The sequence below is a fragment of the Alloalcanivorax marinus genome (assembly GCF_016785095.1).
GTDB lineage: Bacteria > Pseudomonadota > Gammaproteobacteria > Pseudomonadales > Alcanivoracaceae > Alloalcanivorax > Alloalcanivorax marinus_A.
On the sequence record NZ_JAEKJB010000008.1, the window covers coordinates 630,847 to 651,241 of the forward strand.

The following is a 20,395-nucleotide window of genomic DNA, read 5'->3' on the forward strand; positions in this document are numbered from 1 at the left end:
GCGCTTCACTCAGGCTTGTAAATCTGATCGAACACACCGCCATCATTGAAATGCGTGCGCTGCGCGTTTTGCCAGCCGCCAAAGGCTTCGTTGACGGTGACCAGATTCACTTCCGGGAAGGTACCGGCGTACTTACTGGCGTACTCCGGATCCACCGGACGGTAGTAGTTCTTGCCCGCCAGCTCCTGGCCCACCGGGCTGTACAGATAGTCCAGATAGGCCTTGGCGATGTCCGTGGTGCCGTGTTTCTCCGCGTTCTTGTCGAGCACCGTCACCGGCGGCTCGGCGAGAATGGAAATCGACGGCACCACGATCTCGAAATCACCGCGCCCCAGCTTGTTGATGGACAGCAACGCCTCGTTTTCCCAGGCCAGAAGCACATCACCGATGCCACGTTTCACGAAAGTGGTGGTGGCGCCCCGCGCCCCGGAGTCCAGCACTGGAACCTGCTTGTAAAGCTTGCCGACGAACTGCCGGGCTTTCTCCTCGGAACCGTACTTTTTCTCCGCGTAGGCCCAGGCCGCCAGATAGTTCCAGCGCGCGCCGCCGGAGGTCTTGGGGTTCGGCGTGATCACCTCGACGCCGGGCTTGAGCAGGTCGTCCCAGTCCTTCAGGTTCTTGGGATTGCCCTCGCGCACCAGGAATACGATGGTCGAGGTGTACGGCGCGCTGTTGTGTGGCAGGCGGGTCTGCCAGTCCCCGGGGATGATGCCGGTCTTCTCGGAGATGGCATCGATGTCGTAGGCCAGCGCCAGGGTGGCCACGTCGGCCTCCAGGCCGTCGATGATGGCCCGCGTTTGTTTGCCGGCACCACCGTGGGACTGGCGCACGGTGATGGTTTCACCGGTTTCCTGTTTCCAGTGTTCGGTGAACTTCTTGTTGAATGCCTCGTACAGCTCCCGGGTGGGATCGTAGGACACGTTCAGTATCTCGCGGTCCGCCAGGGCGGTTTGGCCCAGGGCCAGGCCCAGGGTGGCGGCGGCAAGCCAGGTTTTCCAATTCATGTTCAGCCTCCAAGGGTGCTTTCAATAACGGTATGGAGGCCTCCGGTGGTCCGGTCAGCCGATGTCGCGTCGAGCCTCAGCGTTTGTCGAAACGGTACTTTTCCTTGCGCTCGACCTGGACCACGCGCCCTTCGTGGACGGTGATCTCCACCGCGCCGAAGCGCAGATCCTTGATCAGTGAAGCGATCAGCGCCGCGAGATCACCGTCGTCCGGCGCCGGCGTGCGCTGTGCGTTCGGATCACTCATGTCGATCCCTCCTTATGGTTCAGACCCTGGGGTTCAGAATTTAAACGCCAGGCCGGTACCGGCGGCCCGGTCCTCAGTGCCGGCGTCGTCCCGCTCCAGTTGCGAGAAGTACACGTAAGCCAGGGTGCCGGCGCCGAGGCGGTAATCCGCGCCCAGCGCCCACAGCTTCAGTTGTTCCCCGGTTTCCTCGCCCTTGGTTTGCCCGCCCTGGGCTTTCAGGGTGAGACGCTCGAAATGCCAGGCGGCGCTGGCCAGCACGCTGCGATCCTCCAGGTCACCGCCGGGGCTGGCGTCCTCGGCGCGCTGTGCCAGGGCGCCCAGCTCCAGGGCGCCGAGCCGGTAGGACAGGCTGGCGCGCAGCAGGTCGGCGCGGTCGATGCCGTCCACCGAGCGCCGCGCCGCCTGGTCGGTCTCGTAGGCCAGCGCCGCGTAGAGACCATCGCGCTGCCATTCCAAAGAGGCGGAAACGGTATCGGCCAGGCCGTCCTCCTCGTCGCCATCACCGTCCACGTCGTCCTGCTCCGCCGGCGAGAAGGCCGCCTTCACGGTGAGCCCGTTCCACAGTACCGGCGTCTGATACTGAATGATGTTGTTGCTACGGTTCTGGCCACCGATGAAGGTGTCCAGGTCGCCGTAAAGGTCGTTGAACTGATCCACCGGCCCCTCGATACGCTTCAGCGGGGTATCGAATTTGCCGGCGATAACGGTGCCGTAGGCGCCTTGAAGGCCGGCGTAGACATTGCGCTGGCTGAAGGTCTCGCCACCGCTGTCGCCTTCGTCCACGTCGATGCCGAATTCGGCCAGGTAAACGGCTTTCAGATTGCCCACGTCCAGATCGAAATCGCCTTTGATCCCGATCCGCGAATTATTGGAATTCAGTTCCCATCCCTCGGCGACGCGCGGACCGGCCAGGCTGGCGCCCTCGAAATCGATGTTCTCCAGGGACAGGTTTACCTTGCCGTACAGGGTGGGGCCGGCGGCGCCGACGACGGCGGGCAGGCTCCCCAGCAGCGCGGCGGAGGCCAGCACGATCCCGTTCTTCATAGCGGTGTTCTCCAGACAGCGTGAAACTCAACAAGCGAATCGCGCCTCCCGCTGTCGGGTGGGCCGTGCCGAACCATTCGGCGATGAGAGCTATCCTAAGAGCCGGCCCAAAAGATCATAAAGTAATATATTTCTATTGAATTATTCTTTTTAAATATAAGCGGGTCGCCGTTACCCTGCCTGGAAATGTCACTGGCGGGCGGAGGTCCCCATGCCGATCAGCGAACTTCTGGATTACTTCAACCGCGAACAGGTGCGCCAGTATGGCGAGCGGCTGGCACTGCGCGACGCCCTGCGGATGCGCAACGGTCGGGTGGTGGCCGAGTACGCCGGCCTGCGTTTGGGCACCCTGTTCCAGCCCATGCTGCCGGTGGAGCCGGAGCAGCCTTGTGGCCACGAGGCACTGCTCAGCGTCACCGGTCGGGGCGGCCGGCTGACGCCCTCATCGCTGTTCATGCTGGCAAGCACCGCCGAGGAGATCGTCTATCTGGACCGCCTGTGCCGGACCCTGCACGCACTGAATTTTTTACTGCAACCGAGCGTGGGCGGGCTGTTGTCGCTGAACGTGCATCCTCGCCATCTGGCCGGCGTGCGCCGCGAGCACGGCCTGGCGTTCGAGCGGATTCTGCGTCAGTGCGGGCTGGAGCCGTCGCGGGTGATGCTGGAGATTCAGCCGGACCCGTACCGGGACAGTCGGGCCCTGGCCACGGCGGTGGACAGCTATCGGGATTACGGCTATCGCATCGCTCTGGACCGGATCACGACACCACCGGATGACAAGGTGTGGGCGGCACGCCCGCCGGACCTGATCAAACTGCATCCGGATCTGGCGGAACGAAGCGGCGCCAGGGAGGCGGTACTGGCGGCTCGCCCGCGCCTGGGAGGAGCGGCGGCACTACTGCTGGGCGCGGACGCCGCCATGGCGCGGCGCCACGGGCTCAGCCATGTGCAGAGCCGGGCCGTGGCGGCACCGGCGCAAGCACTGGTCGGGCCCACCTGGCGGCGGGCCCTGTTCCCGTAAAGCGAAGAGCGGGTCAGTCCTGATAGCTTTCCGCTTCCAGGTCGCGCAGTTCCTGATTGGTCTGCACGCCCAGGTCCAGGTCGCTGAGCTTGCCGTTGGCGATGGAGTAGATCCAGCCGTGAATGCTGAGCGGCTGTCCACGGCGCCAGGCTTCCTGGACCACGGTGGTGTTGGCCACGTTGATCACCTGGCGGGCCACGTTCAGCTCGCACAGGCGATCCAGGCGGGCGCTGTCGTTCGGCAGTTCCGCGAGAGCCCTGCGGTTACGCAGGTAGAGTTCACGGACCTGGCGCAGCCAGTTGTCGATCAGCCCGTGGGGCTGATCGTCCATGGCGGCATTCACGCCGCCGCAGCCGTAATGGCCGACGACCATGATGTGCTCCACCTTGAGCACGTCCACGGCGAACTGCAGCACGGACAGCAGATTGAGGTCGGTGTGGTTGACCAGGTTGGCCACGTTACGGTGCACGAACAGCTCGCCGGGCAGCAGCCCGACGATCTGGTTGGCGGGCACCCGGGAATCGGCGCAACCGATCCACAGGAAGCGCGGGCTCTGCTGGTTTTCCAGGGTTTTGAAGAAGCCGGGGTTATCCAGCTCGATGTCGCGGCGCCACTCTTCGTTCTTTTGAAACAGTTCAGGCAGGGTTTTCACGAATCAGCTCCCATTCGGAATCGACCCATGATGCCGAAATGGCAGCGGGCTGCAACGTGAAAAGTCTTTCAAAGTTTGGCGGCGGCGCCCCCGCCGGCCGGCGGTTCAGCCGCCGGTCATGTTCATGAAGCGCACCAGCTGCTCGCCCTCGGCCAGATTGAACTCGTGGCGCTCGGGCTTGATCTCCATGCCCCGGTGCAGGGCATCGATCAACGGCTGGTCGTCGTCCGGGTGGGCACGCAGGATGCCGCGCAGGTCCAGGCTGTGTTCATGGCCCAGGCACAACAGCAGGCGCCCCTCGGCGGTGACCCGCACCCGGTTGCAGGCGTGGCAGAAGTTATTGGAGTGCGGCGAGATGAAACCGACCCGGCTACCCGGGTGGCCCTCGGCGCGCCAATAGCGCGACGGACCGGCGGTACCGGCGGCCAGGGGCACCAGCGGGTAGCGCTCACCGATCAGTTCGCGCAGTTCCGCGGAGGACACGAAGGCTTCCTGGCGGCTGTGCTCGCCGATCTGGCCAAGCGGCATTTCCTCGATGAAGGCGATGTCCAGGCCCCGCTCCAGGGCGAAGCCCACCAGGTCGCTCACTTCATCCTCGTTGCGGCCCCGCATCACCACGCTGTTCAACCGGATGCGCTGGAAGCCCGCCTCGCGGGCCGCTTCGATGCCCTCCAGTACGTCTTCGAGGCGGCCGGTGCGGGTCAGCTCCCGGAAGCGGTCCGGGCGCAGGGAATCGAGGCTGATGTTGACCCGGGTGACGCCGGCGTCGCGCAGTTCTCCGGCATAGCGGCCCAGCCGCGCGCCGTTGGTGGTCAGGTTGAGCTCCTCCAGCCCGGGCAGGGCGCCCAGCTCCCGGGCCAGCCAGGTCAGGTTGCGGCGCACCAGAGGTTCGCCGCCGGTGAGACGGATGCGGCGCACGCCCTGGGCCACCAGCACGCGGCCCAGCCGCGCCATCTCCTCCAGGGTGAGCACCCGGGCACGGGGCACGAAGGTCATGTCCTCCGCCATGCAGTACACACAGCGGAAATCACAGCGGTCGGTCACCGACAGCCGTACGTAATCAATGATGCGTCCAAAACGGTCTTCGAGCATGGCTGCCATGATGCCAGAAAGCGCGGCGGAGCACGCCCCCCGAATGATGGTCATTTCGAGCCAGCCACCGGCGGCGGTTGGTCAGCCCCTTGGCGGGACTGTTACCATAGATGATCACGGCGTTTCGCGCCGGCATTCATCCGCCATACATTCAACCCCAAAGGGGCATCCATGCAAATCGCAGACAACAAGGTAGTGGCCTTCCACTACACTCTGACCAACGAAGCCGGCCAGACCATCGATTCCTCCCGTCAGCGGGAAGAACCGCTGAACTACCTGCACGGCCACGGCAACATCATTCCGGGCCTGGAGAAAGCGCTGGTGGGCAAGGAAGCCGGCGATAAGCTGGAAGTGAAGGTGGCCCCGGAAGAAGGCTATGGCGAGCGCCATGAAGGCCTGATCCAGCAGGTTCCCGCCTCCGCCTTCGAAGGCGCCGGCGGCGAGCTGCAGCCGGGCATGCAGTTCCAGGCCCAGACCGAGGCCGGCCCGCGTATCTTCACCATCACCGCCGTGGAGGGTGATGAAGTGACCGTGGACGGCAACCACCCGCTGGCCGGTGAGACCCTGAACTTCGACGTGGAAGTCACCGAGGTTCGCGAGGCCACCGACGAAGAGAAGGAACACGGTCACGTGCACGGCCCGGACGGCCACGAGCACTGATCGCCCGGCGCCACCGGGAACATCGCTGGCCCGCGCCGGCGTCGTTCCTGGCGAGCCGGAAACGAAAGAAGGCCCCAAACGGGGCCTTCTTTCGTTTCAGCCGTGGCTCGCGCCGGCCAGCTCAGCCGCCGTATCGCCGGCCAGGGCCCCCATCACCACGGCGCTGAGCAGGCCGTTGCCCGACATATAGCCGTCGTCGCCGGCACCGGATACGCCCCGCGCGGCGCCACCGGCGGCGAGCAGATTGGGAAACGGACGCCCGCCGGTATCCAGCACCCGCCCGCGGGTGTCGATCTCCAGCCCGCCCTGGGTGTGGAACAGCGCCCCGGTAACGCGGATCGCGTAATAAGGTGGCGTCAGCCGGTGCACCGGCTCGAAGCGCCGGCCGAAACGATCCGGCTCACCGTCCCCGGCGCGGGCGCTCATCTCCGCGAAGGTCCCGCGCAGCGCCGCCAGCGGCAGCCCCAGCCCTTCGGACAACGCCTCCAGGCTGTCGAAGGTGCGCACCGCGCCGGTGTCCCGGGCGTTGCGGTAGTCCTCGAAAGCCAATGCCTGCTCGTGAATACGGCCATCGTACAGGTTGAAAGCCACGCCTTCGGGCTGGGCGATCACGCGGGCGGCCTGCTCCGAGTAACCGCCGTGCTCGTTGGAGAACCGTTCACCGAGCCGGTTCACCTGCACGCCGCCCTGCATCATCAGCGCCCAGGAAATCAGCGTCTGATGGGGCCAGGCCAGGGAACCATGCCCTTGATAGGCGCCCATGTCCTTGAGGCTGGCGCCCAGGACCTCGCCCCAGCGCACCGCTTCGCCCTGGTTGCTCTCGTGGCCAAAATAGAGCGCGTCCTTCATGGAAGGGATATAGCGCTCGATCAGATCCGGGTTGCCGCCGAAACCATTGCAGGCCAGCACCAGGGTGTCGCATCCGAGACGCTCCTCGGCGCCGTCCGGACGGAGGTAGGTGAGGCCGCGCACGCGGTTACCGTCGTCCACGTGCAGGGTGGTGACGCGGGCCTGGGTGAGCACGTCCAGCTCCGCCGCCCGGGCCGCGTTGAGCAGGCAGGCCATCAGTTCTTCCCCGGTACGGCGCGGAGTGCAGTGCATGCGCAGGCGGCTGTGTCCCGGGTACAGAAAGCCCTGGACCAGCTCGAAGGGCACGCCGTGCTGGTCCGCCAGCCACTCGATCACGGCACCGGATCGCGATGCCAGGGTGGCGACGATGTCCGGGTCCGCCTGGCCGTGGTTCTTGCCCTGGATGTCGGCGGCCATGATGTCGGCGCTGTCCTCCACCCCGGCCTGGCGCTGAAAGCGGGTATCGGCGGCGGGCACGAAGCCGGAGGACATGAAGGTGCTGCCCCGGGGCTCCGCGTCCCGTTCCAACACCACCACGTCCAGGCCCCGGGCCTTGGCGGCAAGGCCCGCCACCAGGCCGCAGGCGCCGGCGCCGATCACCACCACCGGCAGGCTGAGATCAAAGCCGATGTGGCCGCCGTCCGTTTTCAGGGTAACCACGGCTCAGGCCTTCGATTGCGCATTGAAGACGTCCAGAATCTCGCCGGCGGTGGCCTGCCAGACCTCCGGGCGCCCCATCAGGTCCGCCAGTACCGCCTCCAGGCAGGCGATGCGGTGCGGCTGGCCGATCATCCAGGGGTGCAGACTCAGGCCCAGCATGCGCCCGCCCTGCTGGCGCGCTTCCTCGATCAGGAAATCCGCCGCGTCCTTGACCTGTTCCACCCAGGCATCCTCGGAGTGCAGGTTCTGGCCGATCACGAACTGGTCCTCGATTTCGGTGGACAGCGGCATCATGGTGAGCGGGCCATGCCCGGTCCTGAACCGGTACGGCATGTCGTCGTTGACCCAGTCGGCGCAGTAATCCACGCCGTGCTCGGCGAGCAGGTCCGGCGTGTGCCAGCTCTGGTTGCGCGCCGGGCTGAGCCAGCCGCGCACCGGGCGCCCGGCCAGTTGGTTGAGGGTGTCCAGGGAGCGCTTCACCAGCTCACGTTCTTGCTCCGGGTCCTGACCACCGTAATGGAGATGATCCATGTTCCAGCCGTGACACAGCAGCTCGGTGTCGCGTTCCACCAGGCGTTGAATCAGGTAGGGCGTATCCCGGGCCAACTGGCTGTTGATCGCCACCGTGGGGCGCACGTCATGGCGGTCGAAGGCTTTCAGGCAACGGTACACGCCCACCCGGTTGCCGTAGTCGCGCAGGGTGAAATGACGCAGATCCGGGTATGGCATCTTCATGCCGTTGGGGACCGGGAAGGGTTCGCCGCGCTGGTTGAGCGGGTAGAACTCCAGCGACAGGTTGACCCACACCGCCAGTCGTTTGCCTTCCGGCCAGTTGATCGCCGGGCGGTCGGCGAGCATGGACCAGTCATAGCGTTCGTGGTCGTAGCCATGGCGGCGCCATGGGTAGTCGAAATAGGCGTCGTCCAGGCTCATCGCGCGCCTCCTTTGCGTTTCTCGATGTCCGCCAGGGCGGTGTCGTAATGGTGGGCCAGGTAGTGCTCGGCGATCTCCCGGCCGGTGGTGACCCAGACGTCATCGTGACCGGTGATGTATTCCAGGGCTTCTTCCAGCGCCTTGATGCGGTGCGGACAGCTCACCTGGTAGTTGTGGGTGGGAATGCACATCACCGTGCCGGACTCGGCGCCTTCTTCGTAGAGCCGGTCGAAGTGACGCTTGAGCATGGTGGCGTAATGGCGCGGCTCCACCTTGTTGACGGCGTAGACGATGGTGTCGTTCATCTCCAGGGAGTACGGCACCGAAATAAAGCGCTTACCGTTGCGCACCGACACCGGCGTGGGCTGGTCGTCGTGGAACAGATCGCAGGTGTAGAAGCCGCCCTCGTCACCGAACAACTCGCTGCCCACCTCGGCGAACAGGTCCAGGGTGCGCTCGGAATGGGACAACGCCGGCGCCAGATAGCCGGCGCACTTCTGGCCGGTGTGGCGATGGATGGATTCCATGGCGTCACGGATCATGGCCCGTTCCTGGGCCTCGCTCATGCCATAGGTGTAGCGGGTGTTGTAGATGCCGTGGCTGAACAGCTCCCAATCCCGCTCCCGGCACATATCAATGATCTCCGGGTGATGCTCGCACAGCGCCACGGACAGGGACACCGAGCCGCGAATGCCGTACTTGTCGAGCAACGCCATCTGCCGGCGGTGGCCCACCCGGTTGCCGTAATCGCGGATGCTGTATCCGGGCACCGCCGGGCTCGGCTGCGGCCAGGCCTTGCGGTGCGGGTTGGCCGGCGGGTCCAGTTCGTAGAACTCAATATTGGGAGCCACCCAGAACGCCACCCGGGCGCCGTTGGGCCACTCCAGCCTGGGGCGGTCCTCGTAGGGCCAGTAATCGTAAACGCCGAGACTTTCCTTCATGCGATTTCACCGTCCAGCCAAGCCAGCACGTCGGCCACGTTCATCACGTCGGCGTACTTGAGATGCAGGTCGGTGAGGTTGGCGTAGTGGTAGCTCTCGTGCTTATCCGCCACGCACTCCTGGGGCACGATGGTGCGATAGCCCCGCGACAGGCTTTCCACCGCCGTGGCGCGGATGCAGCCGGAAGTGGAGCCGCCGGTGATGATCACGGTGTCCACCTGGTGCCATACCAGCAGCGACTGCAGCGGCGTCTCGAAAAACGCCGACGGCATGCGCTTGGTATAGATCACGTCGCGGTCATGATCGATGTGGACGCGCTCATCGAAGTCGGCGCGGTCGGAGCCGTACTTGATGTTCTGCAGCGAGTCCGGAGTGTCGGTGCGGGTGCCCCAGACGCCGGCGTCCTCGGCGGACTCCAGGAAGGCCACATGGGTCCAGACCACCGGCCAGCCCAGCGCGCGGAAGCGTTCGGCCAGCGCGTTGACGTACTCGAGCTGGCGCGGGTCGGTTTCGTAGGCCGTCTTGTAGAGGTCGGTGCGGGTGTACGCTTTTTGCGGGTCCACGTTCACCAGCACCGCCTTTTTGCCAAACCCGAAGGGTACCCGCTGCGGGTTGGCGATGACGTCCTGGAAAATCTGCTTGGCTGTTTTGTCGGTGGTGATCATGATCTCTCCGCCTAGTTTTCGTATTGCTTGCCCTGGGCCAGAAGCCGTTCCGTGCCGAGGAATTCGTTGAGTTGTTTGAAGTCGAGCATGTGGTCGCGGAAGTTGTCGGTGGTACCGTCATTCTTCAGCGTGCCGAAGAACCGATTGGCCATGAAGGTGAAGGCGCGTACCAGAGCGCCCGGGAAAATCACCATGGAAAAACCCAGGGCCTGCAGCGAGGCGGCATCCTGGATCGGCGTGTCGCCGCCTTCGACCATGTTCGCCATTACCGGCACCCGTCCCTTGAAACGGCCCAGGATGGCGTCGATGTCGTCGGCCCCGCGCAAGCCTTCCACGAACAGCAGGTCGATGCCCGCCTCCCGGTAGGCCTCGGCCCGTTCCAGGGCCGCCTCCAGGCCGTCCACGGCCAGCGCGTCGGTGCGGCCCACGATCAGGGTGCGCTCGTCGCGACGGACGTCCACCGCCGCCTTGATCTTGCCCACCATCTCGCCCTTGGGCACCAGGCTCTTGCCACGCAGGTGGCCGCAGCGCTTGGGATAGGTCTGGTCTTCAAGCTGAATCGCATTGGCGCCCGCCGCCTCCATCAGGCGCACGGTGCGGCCCACGTTCATGGCATTGCCGAAGCCGGTATCGGCGTCCACCACGATGGACACCTCGGAGCGCTCGCGAATGTGCGCCAGGGTGTCGACCACCTCGGTGAAGCTGGTCAGGCCGATATCCGGGCGGCCCAGCTTGGTATAGGCGATGCTGGCGCCGGACAGATACACGGTACCGAAGCCGGTCTGCTCGGCGATCGACGCGCTCAGCGCATCGTATACGCCAGGCGCCACCACGATATCATCCTGAAGAAGCTGCTCCTTGAAATTACTACCTGCTTGGCTCATCGGTCCTCTCATTACTGACATTACTGGTCCTCGGGGTGGTGCCAAAGCGGGCGACGGACTAAACAGCCATCCGTAACTGGCCTACAATGCGCGCAGCACCAAACATCAAAATGACTTATATATAATACATTTATATGTTTAAAGACGAACGGCGTCAAGCCATGGCCCGCCCCTACCCGACGCCCGTGGGAAGCTCACATGAATGACAACAACCCTCTCCACACCGCCGTCAGCGGCACCAAATCGCACAATCTGTTCCTGCTGTTGCGCGACGCCATTCTGAGCCGGCGGCTGAGCCCCGGTGACAAGCTGCCCGGCGAACTCAAGCTGGCCGAGCAGTACAAGGTGTCCCGGGTCACCGTGCGGCGCGCCATGGACGCGCTGCGCCAGGCCGGGCTGATCGCGCGGCGCCCCGGGGTCGGTACGGTGGTGCTGGAGCAGCCGCTGGAGGCCACGGTGATGACCGCCAGCGTGTCCAACCTGCTGCCCAACATGTTGAAGATGAGCCAGTCGTCCAAGGTGCGGCTGCTGGAGTTCAGCTATGTGACGCCGGAAGCGCCGATCCGCCAGCGCCTGAAGCTGGACGATGGCGAGAAAACCCAACGTTCGGTGCGGGTGCGGCAGGTGGAGGACCGGCCGTTTTCCTATCTGACCACCCATGTGCCGGCCAGCATCGCCCACCATTACAGCGAATCCGACCTGGCCCATACGCCGCTGTTCGTGCTGCTCGAACAAAGCGGCGTGACCATCGATCACGCCACCCAGACGATTTCCGCCACCCTGGCCACCCAGCCCGAAGCGGAGGCCCTGGAAGTGGCGGTGGGCTCGCCCCTGCTGGCCCTGACCCGGGTGGTCTACGACCAGAACGGCAAGGGCGTGGAGCATCTGGACGCTCTCTACCGGCCGGACCGCTACCGCTTCCAGATCGACCTGAACCGTACCGGCGACGAAGACTCCCGTTATTGGGAACCGTTGGCCGGCGGCAACCCGGAAGGGGGGCTGTGATTCCGGTTTGACATGCCCGTGGGGGGCGTCTATCTTTGCTTTATCTGTAGTACATTTAATACATATATCAGATACAGATAAATACATCCTCGGGGCGGGCCCGCGGTTCCGGCCCCCTAGGCGCATACCCCATAGGCACGGCCGTGACACAACTACCGAGAACCCTGTTCGATAAGATCTGGGACGCCCACGAAATCCTGCGTAACGAGAGCGGGCAGAGCCTGCTCTGGATCGACCGGCATTTCGTCCACGAGGGCTCCTTCCACGCCTTCAACAAGCTCAATGATCGCGGCCTCAAGGTCGCCCATCCGGAACGCACCACCGGCATCGCCGACCATTACGTACCTACCCGGGGCCGCTCCATCAAGGTGGTTACCGACAAGGTACGTTCGGTGATCGAGCAGCTTGAGCACAACACCCGCGCGCACGGCGTATCGCTGTTTGGCCTGGACGATCCGCGCCAGGGCATCGTCCATGTGGTGGGCCCGGAGCAGGGCATCACCCAACCCGGCCTGGTGATGGTCTGCGGCGACAGCCACACCTCCACTCACGGTGCCCTGGGCGCCCTGGCGTTCGGCATTGGCGCCTCGGAAGTGGCCCACGTGCTGGCTACCCAGACACTCTGGCAGACCAAACCCAAGCGCCTGCGCATCAAGGTGGAAGGCCGACTGCGGCCCGGTGTCGGCGCCAAGGACATCGCTCTGGCCTGGATTTCCCGGCTCGGCGCCGATGGCGCCCGGGGCTACGCCATCGAGTACGCTGGCGAGGTGATCCGCGACCTGAGCGTGGAAGCCCGCCTGACCCTGTGTAACCTTTCCATCGAAGGCGGCGGTCGCTGCGGCATGATCGCGCCGGACGAAAAAACCCTGGCCTACCTGAAGAGTCGCCCCCTGGCACCCGGCGGCAAGGACTGGGAGCGGGCGGTGGAATACTGGCGCACCCTCAACACCGACGAGGGCGCCCGTTTCGACCGGGAAATCACCCTGCGTGGCGAGGAGATCGCGCCACAGGTCACCTGGGGCGTATCGCCCGAGGAAGCCCTGCCCATCGACGCCCGTGTGCCGGACCCGGCCTTGGCGTCTTCCCAGGCGGAGGCGGCGCGCATCCGCGACAGCCTCGACTACATGGGCCTGATCCCCGGCCAGCCTCTCACCGAGGTGACCGTGGACTCGGTATTTATCGGTTCCTGCACCAACGCCCGTATCGAGGATCTGCGCGCCGCCGCCGAAGTACTCAAGGGCCGGCGCTGCAAGGTGCCAGGCATCGTTTCACCGGGCTCGACCCTGGTGAAACAGCAGGCGGAGGAAGAAGGCCTCGACCGGATTTTCACCGAAGCCGGCCTGGAATGGCGCGAATCCGGTTGTTCCATGTGCGTGGGCATGAACGGTGATCAGGTCGCCAGCGGCGAACGCTGCGCCTCCACCACCAACCGTAATTTCAAAGGCCGCCAGGGCCCCGGCGCGCGTACCCATCTGATGTCGCCGGCGATGGTGGCGGCGGCGGCGCTGACCGGCCATCTCACCGATCTCCGCGAGTTGACGAGGTAATCCCATGACGCCTTTCACCGAACTCTCCGCGCTCGCTTGCCCGCTGCCCCTGGAAAACGTGGACACCGACCGCCTGATCCCGGCGCGCTTCATGAAGGAATCCCGGGACAAGGGCTATGGCCGTTTCCTGTTGCACGACATGCGCTTCGACGAGGACGGCACGGCCACCGATTTCATTCTCAATCACCCCCGCGCCAAGGGCAGCGAGATCCTCGTTGCCCGCCGTAATTTCGGCGCTGGCTCGTCCCGGGAGGCGGCGGTCTACGCGCTGGTGGACTACGGTTTCCGTTGCGTGATCGCCCCCAGCTTCGGCGACATTTTTTCCTCCAATTCGGTGAACAACGGCCTGCTGCCGGCGGTGGTGTCCGAACAGGACGCGGAAAGACTGCTTGCCTTGCTCGATGAAGGGCCCGATGAAATCCACGTGGATCTGGAGCGACAACGTATTACCGCTTTCGGCGAGTCGTTTCCGTTCGAGATCGACGCCACCTGGAAGATCAAGCTGCTCAATGGCTGGGACGACATCGACCTGACCCGGGCCCGCCACGATGAAATCGAGGCGTTCCGGAACGCCTACACCGCCGCCCATCCCTGGACGCGGCCTGAATAGCAAGAACACCAAGAAACGAGGTTTCCATGAACAGATATTCGCGCATGGCCGTCGCCGGCCTTGCTCTGCTCTGGGCGTACGCCGCCCATGCCCAGGAGCAGGTGATCACAGCGCTGCACGCCTTTCCGCCATCGCTGATTTACACGCAGAGCTTCCTGGAGTTCGTCGACGACGTGAACCGGGAAGGGGAAGGGGTGATCCGCATCAACGTGCTCGGCGGCCCCGAGGTGATCGGCTTGTCCCAACAACCCTACGCGGTACGCAACGGCGTGGTGGACATGGCCTACACCGCCGCCAGTTTCTACGCCGGGACCCTCCCCGAGCGGGACGCCCTGATCTCCTCCAACAGCAACGCCATCCATGCCCGTCAAAGCGGCGGCATCGAGCTGCTCAATCGCATCCACCAGCGCAAGATGGGGGTCTACTACCTGGGCTGGTTCGACAGCGGCATCAAGTACAACCTCTACACCATCAATAAGCCGGCGGTGGACGACAACGGCGATCTGGCGCTACCCGGTCTGCGTCTGCGCAGCAATCCGGTGTACGACGCCTTCTTTACCGACTACCTCAAAGCCCAGCCGATCAGCCTGCCCACCACCGACGTTTACTCCGCCCTGGAACGCTCCGTGGTCAACGCCACCGGCTGGACCCAGATCGGCATGAGTGATCTGGGCTGGGACAAGTTCCTTCGTTACCGCATCGACCCGGCGTTCTACTCCACGGACATGGGCGTGATCGTCAACCTGGAAAGCTGGAACAAGCTCAGCACGGAAGCCCGGACCATCCTGCAGCGAGTGGCCATCGAGCATGAGCGCGACAGCGCCCTGCGGTTCGCCAAGGCGGCGCGCCAACAACAGAAGGAACTGGAACAGAACGGCATGACGCCGTTCGTGCTCCAGGGCGAAGCCGCCCGGAACTATCTGGACGCCGCCCGTGAAGCCTCCTGGCGGCGCATGAAGCGCTATATGAAGCATCAGCCCGGGGGGCTGAGCCATTACCAGGAGTTGATCGACAAGTTCAACGAGCCGTCCGTTGAACCATCCGACCAATAACCCGAACCAATAACCCGAATAAGTGCCGCTATGTCTTCCCTGACCCGTATCTATAACCGGCTGATCGACGCCATGGCGTTCATCGCCGCCACCCTGCTGGTGTGGCTGATGGCGGCCATCGTGCTGTCCGTGGTGATCCGCAACCTGGGCGTGCAATCACCGGCCTGGCTGTTTTCGTCCACCGAATATTCCATGTTCTACCTGACCCTGCTTGGCGCGCCCTGGCTGGTGCGTGAAAAAGGGCATGTCTACATCGAGATCGTCATCAATCAACTGCCGGAGACCGTCCAGCGACTGCTCAGCCGGCTGGTGATGGTGATCTGCGCGGTGATCTGCTTCGTGCTGGCGGTCAAGGGCACCGAGCTGGTGGCCACCAACATCGACCGCGTGGACTACGACGTGCGCACCTACTACTTCCCGATGTGGATGCTGACCATCACCTACCCGATCAGCTTCTCGCTGATGGGCCTGGAGTTCCTGCGCTTCGTGTTCTCACGCGATACCTATCACGGCAACCAGACGGAGGCGCTCTGACATGGACTGGCATCTCGCTCTGCTGTTTCTGCTTTCCTCCGTTCTGATTCTGATGTTCATCGGCGTGCCGGTGGCGATCGCCTTCATCGGCGCCAACCTGATCGGCGCCTGGGTATTCATGCGCGGCGATGCCGGCCTGATCCAGTTGCTGAACAACGGCTTCGGTGCCCTGTCCAGCTTCAGCCTGGTGCCGATTCCGCTGTTCCTGCTGATGGGGGAGCTGTTCTTCCGCACCGGGCTGGGCATGCGCATGTTCAACGCCATCGACCACCTGATGGGCCGGGTGCCCGGGCGCCTGTCCTACGTAACCGTGGTGGGCGGCACCGCCTTCTCCACCCTGAGCGGTTCCTCCATGGGGTCCACCGCCCTGCTCGGCTCCCTGCTGGTGCCGGAAATGGAGCGTCGTGGCTACAAGAAATACATGTCCATCGGGCCGATCCTCGGCACTGGCGGCCTGGCCATCATCATTCCGCCGTCGGCGATCGCGGTGCTGCTCGCCACCCTGGCCAAGATCGACATCGGCGACGTGCTGATCGGCGGCGTCCTGCCCGGCGTACTGCTGGCTTCGCTGTACATGGCGACCATCTGGCTGAAGACCCGCCTCAAGCCGGATTCGGCGCCGGCCTACGACGTGCCCGCCCTTCCTCTGGGAGAAAAACTGAAAACCCTGGGTCGGGACATCCTGCCCATGCTCAGCATCATCGTCATGATCATCGTGATGATGCTCACCGGCTTCGCCACGCCGTCGGAATCAGCCGCCTTCGGCGCCCTGGGCGTGATCGTGCTGGCACTGGTGTTCCGCAGCATGTCCTGGGAGGCGTTCAAACTGTCGGTGACCGGCGCCCTCAAGGTCACGCTGATGGCCTATCTGATCGTGTTCGGTTCGGCCACCTTCAGCCAGTTACTGGCGTTCTCAGGCGCTTCCCATGGCCTGATCCAGTGGGCCACCCACTTCGATTTGCACCCGTTGCTGATGCTCGGCGCCATGTTGCTGGTACTGCTGGTACTGGGCACCTTCATGGAGGCGATCTCAATCATGATGATCACGGTGCCGTTCTTCTTCCCCCTGGCGCAAACCCTGGGCTTCGACCCGGTATGGTTCTCCGTGGTCACCCTGATCGCCCTGGAAATCGGCTTCTCCACGCCCCCCCTGGGGCTGAACCTGTTCGTGATGAAGGGCGTGGCACCGGCCGGCACCAGCATGCGCGAAATCTATCTGTCGGCGATCCCCTACATTCTGTGCTCGCTGTTGCTGCTCGCCCTGCTGACCACCTTCCCCGCCATCGTCACCTGGCTCCCATCCCTGTCGGGCTAAACGCCCGACGCTGGTCAACGGCGGCCGCTCCCGCGGAGATCGTTCCCTTCAGGGAACTTCGTAGGGGCGGCTTCAGCCGCGATCATCCACGCCCGCTATCGCGGCTGAAGCCGCTCCTACGGAAGAACACCCCGGCCCCCGCGCAGGCGGTTTGCAATCTCCGCAAAGACCTGTTTAGAATACATTTAAATGTCTTATAAAGATTACATATAAACACCCATCCCTTCCAACAAACTGACAGCGGGTAGCCCGGCGTTACCCGAGGGGAACCCATGAAAATCATAACTTCGAAACAACTCTCGACTCTGTCACTGGGCGCCGTTTTCACCGCCCTCGCCGGCACCGCCCAGGCGGTGGAATTCAAAGCCGGCAACACCGATGTGGATCTGTATGGCTACGCCAAGCTGGATGTGATCTACGATCTCGACGCGGATCTCGGCAATGCGGTTCTGCGCAACCGCATTCCGCTCGACCATGAACCCGGTGCCGACGGGCACCTGACCATGCACGCCTTCGAAAGCCGGCTGGGGTTCACCACGTCCACCCTGATCGACGGCGATGTGCTGCGCACCGTGATCGAAACCGACTTCTACGGCGGCGGCGGCTTCGCCGACGGCGGTGGTGAATTGCGTTTGCGCCACGCCTACGGTGAATGGAAGGGTCTACTGGCCGGCCAGACCTGGACCAACTTCGGCAATGTGCTGAGCCTCTACGAGACCATCGACTTCAACCGCGACCTGGGCCAGGGCGGCGGTCGCCAGGCGCAGCTTCGCTACACCACCGGCCCGTTCTCGTTCTCCGTGGAAGACCCGAAAGGCACCGGCACCGGCCACGCCGGCGGCGAGGTGATCGCCGAGGACACCAACCAGTTCCGCTTCCCGGACCTGACCGCCCGTTACCAGAACACCGCCGGGCCGGTGCAATTCGCCACCGCGGCGCTGGTGCGCTTCCTGGAATATGACGCGGAAGGCGAGACCGTCAGCAACAGCGCCTGGAGCGACGACTCCGCCACGGGCTGGGGTGTGATGGCGGAAGCCCGCGCCCAGCTCACCGATACCCTCACCCTGCGTGGCTCGGTGACCCATGGTGACGGTATCGGCGGCTATCTGTATCTGAGCCCGGCGGCCCCGGGTTACGTCAGCAGCAGCGGCAAGCTGGAGACCATCGAGGGCACCGGCGGCGGCGTCAGCCTCAGCGCCAAGACCGGCCCGGGCCTGCTGACCCTGGCCTATGGCGTGGCCCAGGCCGACGTGGACGATGCCTACCGGGACGGCGCCATCGCCGGTACCGCCGACGAGCGCTACACCAGCGGCACCATCAACTATCTGTGGTCCACCAACCCCTACCTCACCTACGGCGTGGAAGCCGGCTACCACACGCGCGAGCAAGTGGATGGCCGGGAAGGCGACGCCGTGCGCCTGCAGGGCATGGTGCGTTTCAACTTCTGAGACGCCCTCAGCCCGCGTCCCGGATCGGCGTTTCGGCCCGATCCGGGGATGGCACCCCTTCCATGAATACCTCCAGGGCCCGGCTCCAGCTGGGCCGCTGCAGGGTGGCGATCACCGTGGTCACCTTGCCCCGGTCACCGGGCAACGCCAGAGTGTGCAGGTCGAAGCGGCGCCGATACTGACGCACCGTGGAAGCCGGCAGCAGCGCCAGCCCCATGCCCGCCCCCACGCAGCCGACGATGGCATCCAGGCTACCGAATTCATGAATGCGCGGCGCCGCCACCTTCATGTCCGCCAGCAGCACCTCGATGGTGGTGCGGTAGCCGCATCCTGGCCGGAACGCCAGAAACGGCGTACGCGCCAGCTCCGCCCGTCCGGGAAAGCTCTTCAGCGGGCGCCCGCTGACCAGCACCAGGCGCTCATGGAACACCGGGCGCAGGGCCAGATCGTCGCCGGCGTTCTCCGCCACCACGAAGGCGGCGTCCAGTTGCCCGGTCCGTACCTCCTCGATCAGTTCACCGGTGGTACCGGTGTGCAGGTGCACGCTGAGTTGCGGCCAGCGCTGGCTGAAGTCGGTGAGCAGGGGCGGCAAATGCACGGCGGCACTGGTTTCCATGCTGCCCAAACGCAACTCACCAAGGGGCTCGCCCCCGGGTTGGAAACGCGACAGGGCATCGTCGTGCAGTTCCACGATGCGCCGCGCATAGTGCAGTAACTGGCGCCCGGCCGGCGTGGCCACCACCGGATTGCGGCGTTCCAGCAGGCGTGCACCCAGCTCCGTCTCCAGTTTCTTGATGTGGGCGGTGACGTTGGACTGAACCGTGTGCAGACGATCAGCGGCGGCGCTGAAGCTGCCGGAGTCCACCACGGCGCGGAAGATTTCCAGGGAACGTATCAGCATCGCCGGCCTCGGCTTCATTGGAAGTGATGAGTCCAATCTTAAAAAATCATTTCTAGTGATACCAGTGCTCTGCTTTACTGTCGCTTTGCATCGTCCCGGCTGGAGCTGCGTATGACCCGCGACCCTTCGCTTCCCTCCCCGATTCGCCTGGTGGTGATGGCCGGTTCGGCCACGCTGGTGGGCATCGGCCTGGGCCGCTTCGCCTATGCCGCCTTGCTGCCCGGAGTCATCAAGGCCGGCTGGCTGAGCGAGGCGGACGCCGGCTATGTGGGCGCCGCCAACCTGCTCGGCTACCTGGTGGGCGCGGTGGTCGCCGGTCGCGCCGGTCAGTGGCTGGGCCCGGGCCGCGTGATCCGCCTATCCGCCCTGCTGGTGGCGGTGGGCTTCGCCGCCAGCGCCTGGCCGGCGCCGGTGTGGTGGTTCAGCCTGTGGCGTTTCGTGGCCGGGGTCACCGGCGCCTTCCTGATGGTGCTGGCGCCATCGCTGATCGCCCAGCAACTGCCACTGTCCATGCGCAAGCGCGGCAGTACCTGGATCTTCGCCGGTGTCGGCCTGGGCGTGCTGTTCTCCGCCACCCTGGTGCCGCTGCTCATCGACAGCGGCCTGGAACGGGCCTGGCTGGGCCTGGCGCTGGTGTGCCTGCCACCGCTGTGGCTTCTGTGGCGGCAGTGGCCGCCCATGCCCACCGGCGAGGGCGCCGAGGCCGGCCCCGGCCAGGGCGCCGGGCTGCTGCTGGTGGCGGTCTACCTGGCCTACCTGCTGGACGCCGTGGGCTTCGTACCGCACACCGTGTTCTGGGTGGATTATCTGGAACGGCAACGGGATTTCAGTACCTGGGCCAGCGCCCTGCAATGGGGCGTGTTCGCCGTGGGCGCGATCAGCGGGCCTTTCCTGGCCGGTGCCGCCGCCCGCCACCTGGGCTGGCACCGCACCCTGATCGGCGCGCTCACCGTCAAGGGCGGCGCCGTGTTGCTGCCGGTGACGGTGGGCGGGCTCGCCGCGGTGACCCTGTCGTCCTACCTGGTGGGGGCGATGATCCCGGCCATGGTGTCCTCGGTGATGGGCCGCACCGCGGAGCTGGTGCCGCCGCGCCTGGCCACCCAGACCTGGGGCCGCGCCACCGCCCTGTTCGCCGTGGGGCAGGCCGGCGCCGCCTACGCCATGGCGGCGGCGTACGCCCACCACCCCGGGCCGCTGATCTTCCGCATCGGTGGCGCCACCCTGCTGGCCGCCGCCCTGTTGTTGCTGATTTCCGGTCTCCTCGCCCGTCGCTAGCCGTGTACCATCAGGAACCGGGGCCGGCGTCACCGGCTCCAACCTGCATGGACATC

21 protein-coding genes are annotated in these 20,395 nt (G+C 65.0%); 10 read left to right on the forward strand and 11 right to left on the reverse strand.

Annotated features, from left to right (window positions below; genetic code table 11):
• Positions 1 to 5: 5 nt before the first annotated feature.
• The 3 genes from JF515_RS09945 to JF515_RS09955 form a co-directional block, all read right to left on the reverse strand.
• Positions 6 to 1,004, reverse strand: a complete 999-nt coding sequence (locus JF515_RS09945; protein ID WP_203103736.1) for a sulfate ABC transporter substrate-binding protein — start codon at positions 1,002 to 1,004, stop codon at positions 6 to 8.
• Between the two features lie 76 nt (positions 1,005 to 1,080).
• A complete protein-coding gene (locus JF515_RS09950) occupies positions 1,081 to 1,251 on the reverse strand; it encodes a YezD family protein (RefSeq protein WP_203103738.1) in 171 nt (56 codons plus the stop codon).
• 33 nt (positions 1,252 to 1,284) lie between these two features.
• On the reverse strand, positions 1,285 to 2,295 hold the full coding sequence (locus JF515_RS09955; protein ID WP_203103740.1) for a porin: 1,011 nt from the start codon (positions 2,293 to 2,295) through the stop codon (positions 1,285 to 1,287).
• Between the two features lie 211 nt (positions 2,296 to 2,506).
• On the opposite strand from JF515_RS09955, the gene JF515_RS09960 reads away from it, so the two are divergent.
• Entirely contained in the window at positions 2,507 to 3,316 is an 810-nt protein-coding gene (locus JF515_RS09960) for an EAL domain-containing protein (RefSeq protein WP_203103742.1), read from the forward strand.
• 13 nt (positions 3,317 to 3,329) lie between these two features.
• Here the strand turns inward: JF515_RS09960 and can are convergent, their stop codons facing one another.
• The gene (can, locus tag JF515_RS09965) at positions 3,330 to 3,968 is read right to left on the reverse strand and encodes a carbonate dehydratase (RefSeq protein WP_203103744.1); all 639 of its coding nucleotides are present in this window, start codon (positions 3,966 to 3,968) and stop codon (positions 3,330 to 3,332) included.
• 105 nt (positions 3,969 to 4,073) lie between these two features.
• On the reverse strand, positions 4,074 to 5,069 hold the full coding sequence (moaA, locus tag JF515_RS09970) for a GTP 3',8-cyclase MoaA (protein ID WP_203103746.1): 996 nt from the start codon (positions 5,067 to 5,069) through the stop codon (positions 4,074 to 4,076).
• A gap of 162 nt (positions 5,070 to 5,231) precedes the next feature.
• Here moaA and JF515_RS09975 point away from each other — a divergent pair, with 162 nt between their 5' ends.
• On the forward strand, positions 5,232 to 5,720 hold the full coding sequence (locus JF515_RS09975) for an FKBP-type peptidyl-prolyl cis-trans isomerase (RefSeq protein ID WP_203103748.1): 489 nt from the start codon (positions 5,232 to 5,234) through the stop codon (positions 5,718 to 5,720).
• Positions 5,721 to 5,816: 96 nt separating this feature from the next.
• Here the strand turns inward: JF515_RS09975 and JF515_RS09980 are convergent, their stop codons facing one another.
• The 5 genes from JF515_RS09980 to JF515_RS10000 are packed head-to-tail and all read right to left on the reverse strand — an operon-like array spanning position 5,817 to position 10,652.
• Positions 5,817 to 7,229, reverse strand: coding sequence for an FAD-dependent oxidoreductase (locus JF515_RS09980; RefSeq protein WP_338015197.1), 1,413 nt, complete (start codon positions 7,227 to 7,229; stop codon positions 5,817 to 5,819).
• 3 nt (positions 7,230 to 7,232) lie between these two features.
• The gene (locus tag JF515_RS09985; RefSeq protein ID WP_203103749.1) at positions 7,233 to 8,162 is read right to left on the reverse strand and encodes a polysaccharide deacetylase family protein; all 930 of its coding nucleotides are present in this window, start codon (positions 8,160 to 8,162) and stop codon (positions 7,233 to 7,235) included.
• Entirely contained in the window at positions 8,159 to 9,103 is a 945-nt protein-coding gene (locus JF515_RS09990; RefSeq protein ID WP_203103751.1) for a polysaccharide deacetylase family protein, read from the reverse strand. The genes JF515_RS09985 and JF515_RS09990 overlap by 4 nt, the downstream gene beginning before the upstream one ends.
• Positions 9,100 to 9,768: an isochorismatase family protein gene (locus tag JF515_RS09995; protein WP_203103753.1), complete on the reverse strand. Its 669-nt coding sequence runs from the start codon at positions 9,766 to 9,768 to the stop codon at positions 9,100 to 9,102. The genes JF515_RS09990 and JF515_RS09995 overlap by 4 nt, the downstream gene beginning before the upstream one ends.
• A gap of 11 nt (positions 9,769 to 9,779) precedes the next feature.
• Entirely contained in the window at positions 9,780 to 10,652 is an 873-nt protein-coding gene (locus JF515_RS10000; protein ID WP_203103755.1) for an isocitrate lyase/PEP mutase family protein, read from the reverse strand.
• A 198-nt stretch (positions 10,653 to 10,850) separates the two neighbouring features.
• Here JF515_RS10000 and JF515_RS10005 point away from each other — a divergent pair, with 198 nt between their 5' ends.
• The 7 genes from JF515_RS10005 to JF515_RS10035 all read left to right on the forward strand — a co-directional run bounded on the left by JF515_RS10005 (position 10,851) and on the right by JF515_RS10035 (position 18,163).
• The gene (locus JF515_RS10005) at positions 10,851 to 11,657 is read left to right on the forward strand and encodes a GntR family transcriptional regulator (protein ID WP_203103757.1); all 807 of its coding nucleotides are present in this window, start codon (positions 10,851 to 10,853) and stop codon (positions 11,655 to 11,657) included.
• Positions 11,658 to 11,800: 143 nt separating this feature from the next.
• Complete coding sequence (gene leuC, locus JF515_RS10010; RefSeq protein ID WP_203103759.1) at positions 11,801 to 13,204, forward strand: 3-isopropylmalate dehydratase large subunit; 1,404 nt, start codon at positions 11,801 to 11,803, stop codon at positions 13,202 to 13,204.
• A gap of 4 nt (positions 13,205 to 13,208) precedes the next feature.
• The gene (leuD, locus tag JF515_RS10015; RefSeq protein WP_203103761.1) at positions 13,209 to 13,814 is read left to right on the forward strand and encodes a 3-isopropylmalate dehydratase small subunit; all 606 of its coding nucleotides are present in this window, start codon (positions 13,209 to 13,211) and stop codon (positions 13,812 to 13,814) included.
• 26 nt (positions 13,815 to 13,840) lie between these two features.
• Positions 13,841 to 14,866: a TRAP transporter substrate-binding protein DctP gene (gene dctP / locus JF515_RS10020; RefSeq protein WP_203103763.1), complete on the forward strand. Its 1,026-nt coding sequence runs from the start codon at positions 13,841 to 13,843 to the stop codon at positions 14,864 to 14,866.
• Positions 14,867 to 14,896: 30 nt separating this feature from the next.
• Positions 14,897 to 15,400: a TRAP transporter small permease gene (locus JF515_RS10025; RefSeq protein ID WP_203103765.1), complete on the forward strand. Its 504-nt coding sequence runs from the start codon at positions 14,897 to 14,899 to the stop codon at positions 15,398 to 15,400.
• A 1-nt stretch (position 15,401) separates the two neighbouring features.
• Positions 15,402 to 16,715: a TRAP transporter large permease gene (locus JF515_RS10030; protein ID WP_203103767.1), complete on the forward strand. Its 1,314-nt coding sequence runs from the start codon at positions 15,402 to 15,404 to the stop codon at positions 16,713 to 16,715.
• A gap of 272 nt (positions 16,716 to 16,987) precedes the next feature.
• Complete coding sequence (locus JF515_RS10035) at positions 16,988 to 18,163, forward strand: DcaP family trimeric outer membrane transporter (RefSeq protein WP_203103769.1); 1,176 nt, start codon at positions 16,988 to 16,990, stop codon at positions 18,161 to 18,163.
• A gap of 7 nt (positions 18,164 to 18,170) precedes the next feature.
• Here JF515_RS10035 and JF515_RS10040 read toward each other — a convergent pair whose 3' ends face one another.
• Positions 18,171 to 19,064, reverse strand: coding sequence for a LysR substrate-binding domain-containing protein (locus tag JF515_RS10040; RefSeq protein WP_203103771.1), 894 nt, complete (start codon positions 19,062 to 19,064; stop codon positions 18,171 to 18,173).
• Between the two features lie 111 nt (positions 19,065 to 19,175).
• On the opposite strand from JF515_RS10040, the gene JF515_RS10045 reads away from it, so the two are divergent.
• On the forward strand, positions 19,176 to 20,339 hold the full coding sequence (locus JF515_RS10045) for a YbfB/YjiJ family MFS transporter (protein WP_203103773.1): 1,164 nt from the start codon (positions 19,176 to 19,178) through the stop codon (positions 20,337 to 20,339).
• Positions 20,340 to 20,395: the final 56 nt, after the last annotated feature.

Bases quoted from the DNA above. Each gene is read 5' to 3' on its own strand.
- JF515_RS10030 (WP_203103767.1), top strand. From the start codon at position 15,402: ATGGACTGGCATCTCGCTCTGCTGTTTCTGCTTTCCTCCGTTCTGATT.
- JF515_RS09955 (WP_203103740.1), bottom strand. From the start codon at position 2,295: ATGAAGAACGGGATCGTGCTGGCCTCCGCCGCGCTGCTGGGGAGCCTG.
- JF515_RS09960 (WP_203103742.1), top strand. From the start codon at position 2,507: ATGCCGATCAGCGAACTTCTGGATTACTTCAACCGCGAACAGGTGCGC.
- leuD (WP_203103761.1), top strand. From the start codon at position 13,209: ATGACGCCTTTCACCGAACTCTCCGCGCTCGCTTGCCCGCTGCCCCTG.
- JF515_RS10040 (WP_203103771.1), bottom strand. From the start codon at position 19,064: ATGCTGATACGTTCCCTGGAAATCTTCCGCGCCGTGGTGGACTCCGGC.
- JF515_RS09990 (WP_203103751.1), bottom strand. From the start codon at position 9,103: ATGAAGGAAAGTCTCGGCGTTTACGATTACTGGCCCTACGAGGACCGC.
- JF515_RS10035 (WP_203103769.1), top strand. From the start codon at position 16,988: ATGAAAATCATAACTTCGAAACAACTCTCGACTCTGTCACTGGGCGCC.
- JF515_RS10005 (WP_203103757.1), top strand. From the start codon at position 10,851: ATGAATGACAACAACCCTCTCCACACCGCCGTCAGCGGCACCAAATCG.
- dctP (WP_203103763.1), top strand. From the start codon at position 13,841: ATGAACAGATATTCGCGCATGGCCGTCGCCGGCCTTGCTCTGCTCTGG.
- moaA (WP_203103746.1), bottom strand. From the start codon at position 5,069: ATGGCAGCCATGCTCGAAGACCGTTTTGGACGCATCATTGATTACGTA.
- JF515_RS09950 (WP_203103738.1), bottom strand. From the start codon at position 1,251: ATGAGTGATCCGAACGCACAGCGCACGCCGGCGCCGGACGACGGTGAT.
- JF515_RS09985 (WP_203103749.1), bottom strand. From the start codon at position 8,162: ATGAGCCTGGACGACGCCTATTTCGACTACCCATGGCGCCGCCATGGC.
- JF515_RS09975 (WP_203103748.1), top strand. From the start codon at position 5,232: ATGCAAATCGCAGACAACAAGGTAGTGGCCTTCCACTACACTCTGACC.
- JF515_RS10045 (WP_203103773.1), top strand. From the start codon at position 19,176: ATGACCCGCGACCCTTCGCTTCCCTCCCCGATTCGCCTGGTGGTGATG.
- JF515_RS09995 (WP_203103753.1), bottom strand. From the start codon at position 9,768: ATGATCACCACCGACAAAACAGCCAAGCAGATTTTCCAGGACGTCATC.
- JF515_RS09945 (WP_203103736.1), bottom strand. From the start codon at position 1,004: ATGAATTGGAAAACCTGGCTTGCCGCCGCCACCCTGGGCCTGGCCCTG.
- JF515_RS10025 (WP_203103765.1), top strand. From the start codon at position 14,897: ATGTCTTCCCTGACCCGTATCTATAACCGGCTGATCGACGCCATGGCG.
- JF515_RS10000 (WP_203103755.1), bottom strand. From the start codon at position 10,652: ATGAGCCAAGCAGGTAGTAATTTCAAGGAGCAGCTTCTTCAGGATGAT.